This is a genomic window from Nonomuraea turcica, assembly GCF_030718205.1.
Classification (GTDB): domain Bacteria; phylum Actinomycetota; class Actinomycetes; order Streptosporangiales; family Streptosporangiaceae; genus Nonomuraea.
Map to the genome: position 1 here is coordinate 41,064 of NZ_JAUZQF010000007.1, position 15,077 is coordinate 56,140.

A 15,077-nucleotide genomic window follows, 5' to 3' on the forward strand; every position below is an offset into this window, starting at 1 on the left:
ACCGTCAGCGACGCTCCGGACGACGTCACAGCTTCGTAAGCACCTCCCCATACGTCCGTGGTTAGGTACCGTTATGCGCCACTTATTGCTCGCGCTGCTCCTGGCCACCTCGTTCATCACGGGGTGTGGAGGTGCGGGCGAGACCTCCGTGAACGGGTCCGCGAACGAGCAGGCGATCCCTGACACGCTGCGTGTCGGGTTGATCCCCAACATCTCCCCCGAACAACAGCGCGCGAAGTACGAGCCGTTCGCGACGTTCCTGGAACGCCGGCTCGGCGTGCCGGTGAACCTGTTCGTGGCCTCCGACTACGCCGGGGTCGTCGCGGCGCTCGCCGCGGGCCGGATCGACCTGGCCTACCTCGGCGGGCTCAGCTACGTCCAAGCCGAGCAGCAGGTCCAGCTCACTCCCCTGGTCACCGAGGTCGACCACGCCACCGAGACGCCGCAGTACGTCTCCGCGGTCGTGGTCCGCGCCGATGCGCCGTACCAGGATCTGCGCAAGGACATCGTCGTGGCCGGCCGGTCGTTCGCCTTCGGCGACGTCAGCTCCACGTCGGGCAGCCTCTACCCGCGGATCATGCTGACCGAGGCGGGTGCGACGTGCTCGCCGCGGCGCGTGGACGAGTGCCCGCCACTGCGGAAGGTCACGTTCACGGGCGGGCACGACGCCACCGCGCAGGCGGTGCTGAGCGGGCAGGCCGACGCGGGCGGGATCGAGCTGCGCATCTTGCGGCGTCTGGAGAAAGAGGGCAAGATCCCGGCGGGGCAGCTGCGCGTGATCGCCGAGCGCCGGGTCCAGGGCTATCCGTGGGTGATGCGCGCGGCGCTCGGAGAGCGCGCGCGTGCCGTCCTGACCGAGGCCTTCACCTCGATCGAGGATCCGGCGCTGCTCGACCTGATGCGGGCCAAACGCTATGTGACGGTCACCGCCGCCGACTATGACGAGGTCCGCCGCGCCGCGGCCGACCTCGGGCTGCTCACCGTCAAGCAGTGAGCCTACGGAACGGAGGCGGACATCGACGTCCAGACGCGACAGCTGAGCGTGGATTTCCCCGACCGGCGGCTGCGCGCGGTCGACCGGGTCACCTTGCGGATCGCGGAAGGTGAGCAGGTGGCGCTGCTCGGGCCCTCGGGCGCGGGCAAGTCCACGCTCCTGCGGGCACTGCTCGGCGCGGTTCCCATCACGGGCACGGTCCGGGTGGGCGGGTCGGACCCGTACGGCAGCGCCGCCGAGCGGCGGGCGATCCGGCGAGCCAGCGGGTTCGTCCGGCAGGGCGGAGATCTGGTGCCCGGGCTGTCGGCGCGGCTGAACGCCACCATGGGCACCAGCCCGTCCTGGACCCTGCGCGACTGGGTGAGGGTGCTCGGCGGCCGGGTGCCGGCGGCGCAGGAGGAACGGCTCGCGGCCCTCGCCGACCGGCATGGGATCACGGACTCGCTGCCCGCGCGCGTCCGGGAGCTGTCCGGCGGGCAGCGCCAGCGGGTGGCCGTCATCCGCGCCCTGCTCCCCCGTCCGCGGCTCTTACTGGCCGACGAGCCGACCAGCGGGCTGGATCCGGTCACCGCGGCGGCCGTGGTCGACGCCCTCTGCTCGCCGGCCGGATCGATGACGGTCGTGGTCGCCACCCACGACCTGGCCGTGGCCCGGCGCTTTCCGCGCATTCTGGCCATGCGCGACGGCAGGCTCGTTCACGACGGGCCATCCCTCGACGAGACGACGGCTGCGGGAGTCTATGGCGATGGGGGACGTCCCCGATGAGCCGGCGTCCGGGGTGGCCGCGCTGGGGACATGCCCTGATGCTCGCCCTCGTGCTCGGCTGGGCCGTGCACGGCACCGGGCTGAGCATCGGCGCGCTCGCCGACGGGGCTGGAGGAGCCCTCCTGCTCCTCGAGGGCTTCCTGTCCCCCGACCTGTCCGGCGCGTTCCTGGCGGATGTGGCCGGCGCGCTCGTGGAGACCGTGCAGATCTCGCTGACCGGCCTGTTCTTCGCCGCCCTGCTGGGATTGCCGCTCGCCGTGCTGATCGCGGGCAACGTCGAGGCAGCGCCGGCCCTGCGAGCGGCGGCCAGGACGACCGCGGCGGCGTTGCGCGGAGTCCCCGACCTGCTGTGGGCGCTGCTGTTCGTGGCGATGCTCGGGCCCGGAGCGGCCGCGGGATCGCTGGCTCTCGCCGTGCACGGGGCGGGGCTGCTGGCCAAGCTCTGCGCGGAGCAACTCGAGGCGGTGGACCCCGCGCCCGTCGAGGCGCTGCGCCTCACCGGCTCCGGCCGGATGGCCACCACCACGCTCGCCGTGGTGCCGCAGGCCGCGCCCGGCCTGGCCTCGCTGCTGCTCTACCAGGGGGAGTGCAACCTGCGCACCTCGACCGTGCTCGGCTTCGTCGGCGCCGGGGGAATCGGTCAGGAGCTGGCGGTCTCGCTCAAGCTCTTCCGCTACGACGAGCTGTCGACCCTGGTCATCGCCGTTCTCGCGGTGATCCTGCTGGTCGATTTGGCCTCCCGCACGCTCAGGCGCAGGCTAGGAGCGGTCACATGAGAAAGGGGGAAGGGATCGTGCGCGCAACCGCATTGCTCCGTGCCTGGGCCGAGGACCTGGCGGCATGGCGCATTCCCGAGTCGATCCTGTCCGGCGTCACCGAGTCGCCCTGGGTCCTGCCGGACGAGGTCTTCGCCCGCCGCGCCGACCACTATCTGGCCGCGCCCTGCGGACCGTCGTACGAGCGGGCGATGGAGGCCCTCGGGCCCAGCGGCTCGGTGCTCGACGTCGGCGCCGGGGCCGGCGCGGCCAGTCTGCCCCTGGCCTCCCGTACCACCGCTCTCACCGCGGTGGACTCGCACCAGCCGCTCCTCGACGACCTGGTGCGCCGCGCCGCGCCGCTGGGCCTGACCCCCGTGGTCGTCTGCGGCACCTGGCCCGAGGCCACCGCCACAGTGCCGGAGGCCGACGTGGTGCTCTGCCACCATGTGATCTACAACGTGGCGGATCTGGCGCCGTTCATCGCGGCGCTGACCGGGCACGCTCGCCGCCGGGTGGTCGCGGAGATCACCGTACGGCACCCGCTGGCCGATCTGAACCCGTACTGGAAGCAGTTCCACGGCCTGGACCGGCCCGAAGGCCCGACGGCCGAGCAGGTGATCGAGATCCTCCAAGCGCTCGGCCTGCAGGTGAAGGCCGAGCACTGGACCCGCCCGGCGATGGCCGAATACGGCAGCTTCGCGACCCTCGTGGACGTCACCCGCCGCCGCCTCTGCCTGCCACCGGAGCGCCGCGACGACGTCGCCGCAGCGCTGACGAACGCCGGTCTCACCGAGGAATGCCTGTCCGACCTCGGCTCATCCGGCCGCGAACTGGTCACCCTCTGGTGGCCGGGTGAGGCATAGGTCGCCGGCCAGGGAGAATCCCACCCCGCGCATCGATTCGACGACGACGGTCACGCCGGCGTCGCGGAGTTTGGCGCGCAGCCGCTTGACCGCCGAGCGGACCGCGGACGCGTCATCCAGATAGTCGGCGCCCCACACGCTTTCGTACAACTGCTGGTACGTCCACACGCGCAGGGGCGGGGCGGCCAGGACCGCGAGCATGTCACGTTCGATGCGGGTCAGGGGAAGGGCGGTGCCGGCCCAGCTCACCTGCTGCCGGTCGGGATCGATGACCAGGCTGCCCAGCACCACCGCCTCCGTCCCGGTCACCGGGGCGGAGGTGACGTCCTGCGCACTGAACAGCACGCTACGGATCGACTCCAGGTCGGGAAACATCAGCACGGTGCCGGAGCCGCTCATCAATCGAGCCACTCGTGCTCGCTTGGCGCGACTGGCGGTCACGCACAAGATGACCGGCTGTTCGCCGAAGTCATCCGCCGGGTTAACGCTCATGCGCCAAGGAAAGCAATCGCGGCCGGGGAGAGTCAATAAGAAACTTTCCTTCTTCATCTTTTGTAGTCAAGACGAAACCTGAGCCCTTCCGGGCCGATTCTGCCCCACTATTACACCTATTCTGATCTTGAGGAAAGAACCTCTGCAGTTGACGATGAGCGCGGACTGCGACAACCACGCAGCCCCATCGCCCCGGACTTTGCGGCGGGCTGTAACCCCACCGCAAAGAAAGGTGTCCCGTTCCGTATCTTTCGGCGGCCGACACCCTTATAGGCCGCCAGAGGAGGTTTTCCCTCTTGAGCAAGAAGCGCCCTGGATTATTACGAGCGGGATCGTGGGTGGCCGCTGCCGCCACCCTGCTCACGCTCCTGAGCGGCCTGCCGGCCGCCGCACAACCTGCTGGTCAGACGGCCACGACAGCGGCCGCTCCCAAGCCCGAAGTACGTGAAGCCATCAAACACGATATTTCTGGGAAATTACGGGATCTTCCCCCGAGCCGCAATCGTGCCGTGAACGCCGGTATCGCGGAGCAGTCGAGCCGGCCGCTGCCGCGCGAAGTGGAGAAGGCGCCGGCCAAAGCGGGCAGTAACGTGGTGCAACAGGAACTGACCGCTACCCAGATCCCAGAGTTCACCGTCGACTTCGAAGGTGTCGGCAACGTCAACGGCGTATTACCCCCGGACACCAACGGTGACGTGGGTCCCGGCCACTACGTGCAGATGGTTAATCTCTCGTACGCGGTCTACAACAAGAGCGGCGGACTCCTGCTCGGCCCCCTGCCCGCCAACGCACTGTTCAGCGGATTCGGCGGGCCGTGCGAAACCACCAACGACGGTGACCCGGTGGTGCTGTACGACGAGGCCGCCGACAGGTGGATGGTCACCCAGTTCGCGCTGCCCGGCGGGTCCGCCGGCTACCACCAGTGCATGGCGATCTCGCAGACCCCCGATCCGACCGGGGCCTACTACCGCTACGACTTCTTCTACCACCAGAGCCGGATGAACGATTACCCGAAGTACGGGATCTGGCCGGACGCGTACTACATGACCACCAACGAGTTCTCGCCGTCGTTCGCCGGCGCCGGAGCGGTGGCGTTCGAGCGGGAGAAGATGCTCACCGGGCAACCGGCCCGTATGGTGTATTTCCACCTCGGCCCGGACTTCGGCGGCCTGCTGCCCTCCGACGTGGAGGGCCAGGCCCCGCCGGCCGGCGCGCCGAACCCGTTCGTGATGTTCGACGACGACGCCTGGGGCATCTCTCCCACCGACCGGCTGCTGATGTGGGACTTCAAGGTGGACTGGGGAAACCCGGCGAACTCCACGTTCGGCAACAACCTGGCGCCCAGCCGGTTCCTGGAGACCGAGCCGTTCGACTCCAACATGTGCGACTACGCCCGCTCCTGCATACCCCAGCAGGGCACCACAGCCAGGCTGGACTCGATCCCCGATCGGCTGATGTACCGGGCCGCGTACCGCAACTTCGGCGACCACGCCTCGATCGCGCTCAACCACACTGTGGACGCCGACGGCACCGACCACGCCGGTGTGCGCTGGTATGAGCTGCGAAGCACCGGCCCCGCGGACTGGACCATCCACCAGCAGGGCACCTACGCCCCCGACGCCGAGCATCGCTGGATGGCCAGCGGCGCGATCGACGTCGCCGGCAACATCGCGTTCGGATACTCCGCCTCGGGAAGCACGTCATTCCCCTCGATCCGGGTGGCCGGCCGGCTCTCCGGCGACCCGCTCGGCATGCTCGGGCAGAGCGAGCGGACCCTGATCGCCGGCACGGGGGCGCAGACCCACTCGGCGGCCCGCTGGGGCGACTACAGCTCCATGTCCGTGGACCCGACCGATGGTTGCACGTTCTGGTTCACCTCCGAATACCTGGCGGCGACCAGTTCCGCCGACTGGCACACCCGGGTCGGGGCGATGAAGTTCCCGAACTGCGTGGCCGGCCCGAGTGGCCAGGTGTTCGGCAAGGTCACCACGGAGGCGGGCGAGCCGATCGCCGGCGCATCCGTACGGGTGGGCGGCAGCGGCACCGTCACCGGCGAGGACGGCGCCTACCGGCTGAGCCTGCCCGTCGGCGAGCACGACGTGGCCGTCTCCGCCTTCGGGTACGCGACGGAGACCAAGACGGTGACGGTGACCGACGGCGGCACGGTGACCGCCGACTTCACGCTCGCCGCCGTGCCCAAGCGCCGGGTCTCCGGCGTGGTGAAGGACGGCTCGGGACATGGCTGGCCTCTCTACGCGCGGATCGACGTGGCGGGCAAGCCCGGTGCGCCGGTGTTCACCGACCCCGCCACCGGGGCGTACAGCGTGGAGCTGCCGAGCGGCACGTACGGCCTGACGGTCAAGGCGATGTACCCGTCGTACCAGGAGGTCACCGAGCCGTTGGTGGTCGGTGACGGCGACCAGGCCAAGGACGTCGCCGTGCCCGTGGAGAACACCTGCTCCGCGGCCGGATACCGGTTCACGTACGGCACTCCGGTGATCACGGAGGCGTTCGAGGCCGAGTCGGCACCGGACGGCTGGAGCGTGGTGAACCGCACGGAAAGCGGCGGCTGGGCGTTCACCGACCCGAAGAACCGGGGCAACCTCACGGGCGGCACCGGCAAGTACGCCATCGCCGACAGTGACGCGGCCGGATCGGGCACGACCATCGACACCGATCTGATGACGCCGTCCCTGGACCTGACCGGCGTACCGGCGCCCGTGCTGCGGTTCAACAGCGACTACCGGGCACTCAACGGGTTCGCCAACGTCGAGGTGAGCGTCGACGGCGGCACGACCTGGAGCACGGCGTCGACCTGGACCACCGCGAGCCGGCGCGGCCCGGTCGTGGAGGAAGTGCCGATCCCGAACGCCGGCGGGAAGCCCGACGTCCGGATCCGGTTCCACTACCGGGGCTCGTACGCGTGGTGGTGGGAGCTGGACAACGTCTCGCTGCTCAACCGGACCTGCGATCCGATCCCCGGAGGACTCGTGGTCGGCCGGGTGCTCGACGGCAACACCGGCGACGGCCTCAACGCCGCGACCGTGACCAGTGACGGCAAACCGGCCGAGAAGGCCACCACGGCGCCGACGCCCGACGACGACAACCTGGGCGACGGCTTCTACTGGCTGTACTCCTCGGTGACCGGGAGCCACCAGTTCACCGGATCGCGGGGGAACTACACACCCGTCTCCTCCTCGGTGGACGTGGCGGCCGACCAGGCGACCCGAGCGGAATTCACCCTCAAGGCGGGCCGGCTGACCGTCACCGAGCCATCGGTGAACGGCACCCAGACCATGGGCCAGGTCAAGACGGTCAAGACGACGATACGCAACACCGGCAACGCACCGGCGACGGTGGAGCTCACCGAGCGGCAGGGCGCGTTCGAGATGCTCGGCCCGCGCGGGGCGCCGTTGCAGCTCAACATGGTCAAGGGCGGCGGGGTCTCGGCCGGCTGGCGAGGAGACAGCAAGCCCGGCGTCCCGTTCGAGCCGTCACCGTACGCACCCCCGTGGATCGACACCCCTAACTATCCGGTGGCGGTGATGGACAACGCGGCGGCGGCGTACGACGGCAAGGTTTATTCGGTCGGCGGCGTCTCCGGCGGCGCCAACCTCGCCAACGGCTACGCGTACGACCCGGCGACGGCCACCTGGACCAGGATCGCCGACCTGCCTGTTGCCCTGGAGAAACCGGCCGCGGCCTTCGTCGACGGGAAGATGTACGTCTTCGGCGGCTGGGATCCGGCCGGCGCCACCTCGGCCAAGGTCTACGTCTACGACCCGGCCACCAACGCCTGGGCGGCCAAGGCGGCCGTCAACCCCGCGCCGCGTGCCGCACCCGGCCTGGCCGTGGTCGACGGGGAGATCTACCTGATCGGCGGCTGCACGAACGGCGCCTGCGCACGATCCGACATGGTGGTCAGGTACGACCCGGCCGCCGACACGTTCACCACCGTCGCGCCGTACCCGGTCCCGGTGGCCTGGCAGGGCTGCGGCGGGATCAACGGCACGGTGTACTGCGCCGGCGGCAGCGGGACGACGACGCTGAAGAGCACCTACGCCTACGACCCCGGCAGCAACGCGTGGACCCCGATGGCCGATCTCCCCGTCGACCTCTGGGCCGCGGGAGCGGACACCGCGAACGGGCTGCTGCTGCTGTCCACCGGCGTCATCAACAACAACACGACGGTGACCAACCAGGGCTGGGCGTACGACCCGGCGGCCAACTCCTGGACGGCACTGCCCAACGCCAACCACGCCCGATACCGGTCCGGGGCGGCCTGTGGATTCGTGAAGATCGGCGGGTCCACCGGCGGGTTCACTCCCACGCCGCAGGGAGAGATGTTGCCCGGCTTCGACCAGTGCGCCACGGTCACCGACGTGCCCTGGCTGTCCATGACACCGGCCACCGCGACGCTGAGCCCCGGGCAGAGCGTCACCGTGACGGTCACCCTGGACGCGACCACGGCCGCGGAAGTGGAGCAGCCCGGCACCTACACCGCCCAGTTGGGTGTCAGGTCCGACACGCCGTACCCGGTTGCGCCGATCGGCGCGACGATGACCGTGAAGCCGCCCTCTACCTGGGGCAAGCTGGCCGGGAGCGTCACCGGGGTCGACTGCCAGGGCACCGGCGCCACCGCCCTGCGGGGCGCGACCGTCCAGGTCAACGGCAAGCACGGCTGGACGTACACCCTGAAGGCCGGCACCGACGGCACGTACGCGATCTGGGGTCCGTTCAGCGCCAACCCGGTCGAGGTGATCGTGGCCAGGGATGGCTGGATACCCCAGACCAAGGAGGTCAGGATCAAGATGGGAAAGACGGTGACCACCGACTTCGCCCTCCGCCCCGATGCCTGTCTGACCGGGGCCTGAACCATCAGCCCTTGATCACTTAACGGGCCCGCGCCGCCTGGTCGGCGCGGGCCCGGATCTCGATCAGCTGAGTGGTTCCCGTGGTGTTCTTGGACAAGACCTTCGAAGTGAGGGTAGTGACCGGTGTCAGCCCATAACGCGGCGGAGGCCGAGCCGGAGTCTGCGCCATCGAGGTGAGTGATCATCTGCCGCGAAGTGGCCGGTACGTCGGGAGGCTGCGATGAGAGCGGGCGGCACGTCCACCACTGCGGAGCGTTCCGGAAGACCAACGCTGACGTTGGGCGTCGAGGAGGAGTTCCTCCTGCTGGACCGCTCCGACGGGTGCCCGGTCGACCGGGCGCCCGGGATCCTGTCATTGCTCGGTGGCGAGCCGCGGGTCAAGTACGAGTTCCTGCGCTACCAGCTGGAGACCGTCACCGGTGTGTGCACGGATCTGGGGCAGGTGGCGGAGGAGCTCGCGTGGTCGCGACGGCTTGCCGCCGGCGCGGCGACGGCGCTGGACTGCCATCTCGTCGCCACCGGTATGGCACCGCAGCGCGGCTCCGCCCTGTGCCCGGTCACGGCCGACCCCCGTTATCTGCGCTTGGTCGCCCGCTATGGCGCCCTGGCCGCGGGCCCCGGCACCTGTGGCTGCCATGTGCACGTCGGCATCCCGTCACGGGACCTGGGCGTGCGGGTCCTGTCGAGGCTCCGGCCGTACCTGGCCACGCTGCTGGCCCTCAGCGCGAACTCGCCCGTCGCCGACGGTCGCGACACCGGCTGGGCCAGCAGCCGTTACCTGCGGTGGACCCGATGGCCGTCGGCGGTGCCTCCCCGTGTCTGGCGATCCGCAGCAGACTACGACGCCGCCGTACGCCGGCTGATCCTCCGGGGGGATGCGCTGGACGAGCGAGGCGTCTACTTCCACGCCCGCCTGTCACCGCGCTACCCGACCGTGGAGTTGCGCATCATGGACGCCTGCCTCACGGTCGAGGACACCATCCTGGTGGCCGGACTGGCACAGGCGTTGGTCGCGCTGGCGATCAGCGACGAGAGACGCCAGGTACCGATCAAGGCCATCAGCAACCGGCGGATCGCCGACGAACTGCGCGCCGCCGCCCGGCACGGCCTGCTCGCGCATACCGTGGATCCGTACACCGGATCCATGGTGCCGCACCGCCTCCTGCTGGATGGCGTACTCAACCGCCTGCCTGATCCCCATGCGATCGCCCGGCTGCTCCACCGGCTCGCCCTGCGCGGTACGGGTGCCGACAGGCAGCGCGCGATGTGGGCCAGTGCCGACACGCCGCAACGCTTCGCCCAGTTCCTCGCCGACGCGACCCTGCGCTGAATCCGGATCTGTGAAGACGTGCTGGCTACCGCCAGCCGTACGGGTGAGGAGAGGTGACGGGACCGGCTCCGTACATCTCCTGGCTCGGCTGCGCGCCATAGACGCCAGCCATGGGCTGATACGCCGTAAGCCCGGTCGTCTGCTGCGGCAGGAGCCCAGCCAAGATCATCTCGCTGGTGAGCTGGTCCATCATCGCCTGGATCTCGGACGGTTGCGGAATGACGCCGGGCAGCGACGGCGCCAGGGCGCGGACGGCGTCGGGCAGCCCCATGCCCGTGCGGAGCGGATCACCGAAGTTCAGTGGCGTGCAACTGGACTTGATGATCTGGAAGAGGCGGTCCACGCGTCTGGCGTCGCGGTGCCTGAACCCGTTGGTGAAGTCGACGTGGTGGGCCAGAACGAGCGCGGCCAGGCCGGTGACATGGGGGGCGGCCATGGAGGTGCCGTCCCACGCCGCATAACCGTCCGGCGGTATCGCCGACACGACCGCCACACCGGGAGCGCAGACGTCGATCTCCGGACCGAAGCAGGTGAACTCGGCCGAGAAATAGCCCTCGCCGGTGGGCGGCTGGCGCATCTGGTCGGCGTGGGTGCTGTCGCCCGGGAACGTGTCGGCCTTGCCGATGGCCGCGACGGTGAGCACGATCGGCAGGTTGCCGGGGAAGCTGACCGGCCCGCCGTCGTTGCCGGCCGCGGCCACACAGGCGACACCCGCGCTCCGCAGCTCTTCGATCTTGGCCGCCACCAGCGGGGAGGACTCCTTGGTGCCGAGGCTGAGGTTGACGACGTCGATCTCCTGGGCGAGGCAATAGTCGAGCGCCTCGATGAGGTCGCTCAGCCGCCCGCCCGGGAAGATCTTGCAGGCGTGGACCTCCGCCTCCACAGCGAACCCCACGATGCCCTGGCCATTGTCGGCGCCGGTGATGACTCCGGCGCAATGCGAGCCATGGTGCACCTTGTCGGTCTTCCAGCCGCCTGCCTTGCGAGCGGACAGGTCACATCCCTCGACGACCTCGCCGGCCAGGTCCGGGTGCGCCACGGCGGCGCCCGAGTCGACCACTGCGATCTTGACACCCGCCCCCCGGAAGGTGGGAGGCAGCCGGTGCAGCTGCATGGCCTGCTGCCCCCAGCCGAACAGCTGCCGGTCAGGGAAGCCGGGCAAGGTGTCGGAAAGCCTCTTGAGCACGATCAGGTTGTCGCGGTCCGGCCTGAGGTCCGGCCGGTCGACGATACGGCTCCAATACCCGCTGCGGGGTTTGACCAGCACACTGGCGATCGACTCCGGCGTCTCGCCGGTCATCGTGACCGTGCCTCGCCCGTCGGCCCCCGTCACGGTCTGCGCGGGCCAGAGATAGCCGTTGACCATGATGGTGACGTCGGGCACCGGCTTGCCGCCGGGATCGGTGACCAAGAAGGTGAAGGTGGATTCGATACCCAAGGGCTCGACGACCTGGTGACGTGTCTCCCTGCGCGGCATGGCCGACACCTGCGTGTAGGTGAGCAACCGGTCACGCTCGACATGCACCTGGGGCAACTGCCTGCTCAGCGACTCGGCTTTCTCGCGGCTCATCCGCACCACCGTCACGCTGGGGAAGGAGACGCCCGGCACGCCCATCAGCCCGACCCCGGCCCTCTGGCGCATCTCCAGATGCCGCAGCACCTCGACCTGCGTGTCGCGCTCCAGCATGTCACGCAGGTCGGCGGCATCCAGCGGGTGCGCGTTCACCCCCATCGTCTCCAAGTACGGCCGCGGCAGGACCGCCGCCATGTACTGCCGCGTGCGTGACTGCACTTCCTGCTGCTGCGCCGGCTTGCCCCGCCCCGACGACCGCGGCCGCGACTCGTTGTTGTTGTTATGGGAACCAGTGCTGTTGGTCATGACGTCTGTCGCCACTTTCTGTGCTTAAAAGAGCTCAACAGGCAAATCAGGCTCGATCGTGAGGCGGGATCCGTGCTGTTTTTGCAGGGCCTCGGCCCGCGCCGCAGGCATGTCCACCGCGATCAGGGTGGGTCGTTCCGGCGGCCCGACGATACGCCGTACCGTCACCTCGGCATCCCCGCCGAGCGCCCGCGCCAGGTCGGCGAGCACCGCCGGCTCGCCGCCGATCATGTACGGCATGCGCCCGGACCGACCACTGGCCGATCCGGGCTCCTCCGATGGCTTGATCACTGCGATGGCCGGCCCGGCTGACCTGCCCCGCCGACGAGGTTGACCACGTGCTGCACCTGCGCCATGCACGCCTCGAACTGCAGGTTTCGGTACAGGCGCACGGCCTGCACCATCGGCGGGATGGCCTCGGCGAGCTGAGGCGCCTGCGGCAGCGTCGCCTGCAGCCAGCCGTGCAGCTGTATCAGCGCCATCGCGCACTGCTGCTGCGGGTTTTGCGGCGCCAGGGCGACGCCCCCGAAGGGCATGCTCGACCAGCGCTCCTGTCCCACCATCGGCTCCATCCGATCCCCGCTTACTGGCCGATGCCCGCGAAGGCCGGCTGCTGCTGGGAGACCATCTGGCCCGGCACGCCGATGGGCTGCATCTGCTGCGGGATCATCTGCCCCTGCAGACCGACTGGCAACTGCTGGCCGAACTGCTGAGGCAGTTGCTGACCATACTGCTGCTGAGGCAGTTGCTGACCATACTGCTGCGGCATCTGCTGACCGAACGGCTGCTGCGGCAACTGCTGACCAAACTGCTGAAGCTGCGGCATCTGCTGGCCAATGGGCTGCTGCATTTGCTGTTGCTCGACGGTCGTGAGGATCTGCCGGACAACGCCCGGCCCGTACCGCAGACCGCAGCGGGCAATTTTGTCCCAGAAAGTCACAGGGCTCGTCTGGTGCTCCTGCGGGAAGATCTGCTCGCCCGCCACCTGGAAGGGCTGCAGTTGTGCACCCTGCATACCACCGGGAACACCCATGGGTGTCATGCCCTGCTGGCCGTACTGCTGCTGAAGGTGCGGCGGGATCTGCTGGCCGTACTGCTGCTGCTGAAGGTGCGGCGGGATCTGCTGGCCGTACTGCTGCAGTTGGAGGTGCGGCGGAATTTGCTGGCCGTACTGTTGGGTCTGGAATGGTTGCGTTGCGAAAGTCATGGGTCTCTCCTTTGGAAGGGGCGCCTCCGCCCGCCTGCACAGTTGTTGCAGACTTTCGGTTACTTACCGTGCCTGACGATCAATAAATGGGCTCTGCCGTAATAGTCGCGCCAAGCCCAATACCGGCCGTGGACAGTGCGAATGGCGAATCAGGTCTCTCGCAAACACTCAAACGAGCCAAAGAATCACCTATATTCAGCAATGCCCGACCCGACGTAAAGGTGATTCTTGCTCTGCTGCTCGCAATTACCGCCAACGGACCCGACCACCGCGCCGGACCCGCCGCAGCGCGGCGTCCTCCATGCGGGACTGCCGAATGATCCGGGACGCGGAAGTCAGGCGCGGACGAGAGTGACGGCATGCCCGGCTGGGCTGGTGACCTGCTCGAGGGCGGCGCGTTGGAGGAGGGGCGGCGCGGTGGGGCGTCGGTCGAACACGACGAGCGTGCCTTGTTTCAGATCGAGGCGGTCGAGGTAGCCGTCGAGATGTCCATCCGGCCCCTGCCGAGCGCGTAACTCCCGGTCGATCACCCCGCCACCGTTGACCACCCGGTGCAGCCAGGCCATAAAGATCAAATGGCAGGCCGCCTCGTGGTAGGTCTCGCCGCTTTCCAGGATCTCCCCGTTGCGCCGCCAGAACTCCACGAACCCGGCCAGCACCACGCGCATATCCAGCCGTCCGTCCGGAGTGAGAAACGCGGCCCGGTCGATGCGGATGGCGGCCTCGGCCCGCTGGGCCAGCACCCGCAGCACGACCTCCTGGTAGATCGGATTGGCGACCTGGATGGGGTTGGACTGGGTGATCAGCCCCAGGTCGCGGGCATAGGCCAGGTCGTCGTAGACGTCAGAAGCCAGGACACCACCGGTGATCAGCGGTTCGACGACACGCTGGATGCGCTGCTCGCGCAGCTTGGCGGCCAGCGAGTCCAGATGGGTGGCCCGGGTGACGATGAGCCGCTCCACCGCCACGTTCATGTGCTCATCGGTGATCGGCTGCGCGGCTGGGACGCGCATCTCCCGGATGATCTCCCTGGCCAGGGCGTTGACCAGCCACGGCTGCCCCTGAGAGGCATGAAAGGCCCGCTGAATCGCGTGCGGCGTGAACTCCTGACCGGTGGCGTCCGTGTGCTGACCGTAGAGCTCGGCCACCTGCTCGAAAGTGAAATCCGCCAGCCTCATGGACTTGGCCAGGATGTTGAACGGCGATGGCCCGATCAGCCGGGACGGATCGCCACCGGAGGCCGCCTTGTAGTCCCGCACGTCCCGCATCCCGCACAGAGCCACGCTGTGCGGGAAGGGCAGTGACCAGGTGTTGTGCCCGTGGCGGAGCTGCCGCAGAACGCTGATCAGCTCGTCCCCCTGGAGGGCGTCGATCTCGTCGAAAAGCAGCACGATCGGGCGAGGGCACTCGGCCGCCCACGTGGAGAGCCCTCTGAGCAGCCGGGTGCCTCCCGGAGCCTCCGGCCACGGCTCCGGCGGCAGGCAGCCGTCCGGGAGGCCCGACAGCCGGGCCGTGGCCGCGATCTCGGAGAGGATACGCACTTCGGCAGGGGCGTCCTCGGCAGCCTTGGTGGAGGCGCTCTCGCAGGAGACGTACACCACCGCGTGCTCACCCTCGGCGCCCAACTCGGCGGCCAGCGCCTGGAGAGAGGTGGTCTTGCCGCTCTGCCTGGGTCCGCGAACGACGAAGTATTTCCCTTCGTCGACCAGCTCCTTCGCCTCAGGGATCCGGGGAATCGGACTGTCCCGGCCGGCTGGACGGGTTCTCGGGTGTCCCGGCCATGCCCCGGGCCGGCTTGGCTGGTCATGCGCCAGCTGATTGAGCTACCGGTCTGCCTGCTCGAGGACCTCAGCGAGCCCGAGGCTGCCTATCTGTCGTCACAGTGACATCGCTTATTGGAGTGGTGCCGGGAGAT

12 protein-coding genes are annotated in these 15,077 nt (G+C 69.1%); 6 read left to right on the forward strand and 6 right to left on the reverse strand.

The window, feature by feature from the left end:
• Positions 1-73: 73 nt before the first annotated feature.
• From Q9G87_RS19290 to Q9G87_RS19305, 4 genes are read left to right on the forward strand one after another with little or no spacing between them, the layout of a single operon-like run.
• Entirely contained in the window at positions 74-994 is a 921-nt protein-coding gene (locus tag Q9G87_RS19290; protein WP_305917774.1) for a phosphate/phosphite/phosphonate ABC transporter substrate-binding protein, read from the forward strand.
• Between the two features lie 48 nt (positions 995-1,042).
• Positions 1,043-1,759, forward strand: a complete 717-nt coding sequence (locus Q9G87_RS19295) for an ATP-binding cassette domain-containing protein (RefSeq protein WP_305917775.1) — start codon at positions 1,043-1,045, stop codon at positions 1,757-1,759.
• Entirely contained in the window at positions 1,756-2,535 is a 780-nt protein-coding gene (phnE, locus tag Q9G87_RS19300; RefSeq protein WP_305917776.1) for a phosphonate ABC transporter, permease protein PhnE, read from the forward strand. The genes Q9G87_RS19295 and phnE overlap by 4 nt, the downstream gene beginning before the upstream one ends.
• The gene (locus tag Q9G87_RS19305; protein WP_305917777.1) at positions 2,532-3,380 is read left to right on the forward strand and encodes a class I SAM-dependent methyltransferase; all 849 of its coding nucleotides are present in this window, start codon (positions 2,532-2,534) and stop codon (positions 3,378-3,380) included. The genes phnE and Q9G87_RS19305 overlap by 4 nt, the downstream gene beginning before the upstream one ends.
• On the opposite strand, the gene Q9G87_RS19310 is transcribed toward Q9G87_RS19305, so the two are convergent.
• Positions 3,333-3,872, reverse strand: a complete 540-nt coding sequence (locus Q9G87_RS19310; protein WP_305917778.1) for a winged helix-turn-helix domain-containing protein — start codon at positions 3,870-3,872, stop codon at positions 3,333-3,335. The genes Q9G87_RS19305 and Q9G87_RS19310 overlap by 48 nt on opposite strands.
• 509 nt (positions 3,873-4,381) lie before the next feature.
• On the opposite strand from Q9G87_RS19310, the gene Q9G87_RS19315 reads away from it, so the two are divergent.
• Together Q9G87_RS19315 and Q9G87_RS19320 are read left to right on the forward strand one after the other, a co-directional pair.
• Positions 4,382-8,746: a carboxypeptidase regulatory-like domain-containing protein gene (locus tag Q9G87_RS19315; RefSeq protein WP_305917779.1), complete on the forward strand. Its 4,365-nt coding sequence runs from the start codon at positions 4,382-4,384 to the stop codon at positions 8,744-8,746.
• Between the two features lie 220 nt (positions 8,747-8,966).
• Positions 8,967-10,076 carry a carboxylate-amine ligase gene (locus tag Q9G87_RS19320; protein ID WP_305917780.1) on the forward strand — a complete coding sequence of 370 codons (1,110 nt, stop codon included), beginning with the start codon at positions 8,967-8,969 and terminating at the stop codon, positions 10,074-10,076.
• Between the two features lie 25 nt (positions 10,077-10,101).
• Here the strand turns inward: Q9G87_RS19320 and Q9G87_RS19325 are convergent, their stop codons facing one another.
• From Q9G87_RS19325 to Q9G87_RS19345, 5 genes are all read right to left on the reverse strand, one after another.
• Positions 10,102-11,970: a S8 family serine peptidase gene (locus Q9G87_RS19325; RefSeq protein WP_305917781.1), complete on the reverse strand. Its 1,869-nt coding sequence runs from the start codon at positions 11,968-11,970 to the stop codon at positions 10,102-10,104.
• Positions 11,971-11,979: 9 nt separating this feature from the next.
• Complete coding sequence (locus tag Q9G87_RS19330) at positions 11,980-12,195, reverse strand: hypothetical protein (RefSeq protein ID WP_305917782.1); 216 nt, start codon at positions 12,193-12,195, stop codon at positions 11,980-11,982.
• 47 nt (positions 12,196-12,242) lie between these two features.
• Entirely contained in the window at positions 12,243-12,518 is a 276-nt protein-coding gene (locus tag Q9G87_RS19335) for a hypothetical protein (RefSeq protein ID WP_305917783.1), read from the reverse strand.
• Between the two features lie 20 nt (positions 12,519-12,538).
• Positions 12,539-13,162 carry a hypothetical protein gene (locus Q9G87_RS19340; RefSeq protein WP_305917784.1) on the reverse strand — a complete coding sequence of 208 codons (624 nt, stop codon included), beginning with the start codon at positions 13,160-13,162 and terminating at the stop codon, positions 12,539-12,541.
• A 335-nt stretch (positions 13,163-13,497) separates the two neighbouring features.
• A complete protein-coding gene (locus Q9G87_RS19345; RefSeq protein ID WP_371825800.1) occupies positions 13,498-14,976 on the reverse strand; it encodes an ATP-binding protein in 1,479 nt (492 codons plus the stop codon).
• Positions 14,977-15,077: the final 101 nt, after the last annotated feature.

Bases quoted from the DNA above. Each gene is read 5' to 3' on its own strand.
- Q9G87_RS19305 (WP_305917777.1), top strand. From the start codon at position 2,532: ATGAGAAAGGGGGAAGGGATCGTGCGCGCAACCGCATTGCTCCGTGCC.
- Q9G87_RS19290 (WP_305917774.1), top strand. From the start codon at position 74: ATGCGCCACTTATTGCTCGCGCTGCTCCTGGCCACCTCGTTCATCACG.
- phnE (WP_305917776.1), top strand. From the start codon at position 1,756: ATGAGCCGGCGTCCGGGGTGGCCGCGCTGGGGACATGCCCTGATGCTC.
- Q9G87_RS19330 (WP_305917782.1), bottom strand. From the start codon at position 12,195: ATGCCGTACATGATCGGCGGCGAGCCGGCGGTGCTCGCCGACCTGGCG.
- Q9G87_RS19310 (WP_305917778.1), bottom strand. From the start codon at position 3,872: ATGAGCGTTAACCCGGCGGATGACTTCGGCGAACAGCCGGTCATCTTG.
- Q9G87_RS19340 (WP_305917784.1), bottom strand. From the start codon at position 13,162: ATGACTTTCGCAACGCAACCATTCCAGACCCAACAGTACGGCCAGCAA.
- Q9G87_RS19335 (WP_305917783.1), bottom strand. From the start codon at position 12,518: ATGGTGGGACAGGAGCGCTGGTCGAGCATGCCCTTCGGGGGCGTCGCC.
- Q9G87_RS19320 (WP_305917780.1), top strand. From the start codon at position 8,967: ATGAGAGCGGGCGGCACGTCCACCACTGCGGAGCGTTCCGGAAGACCA.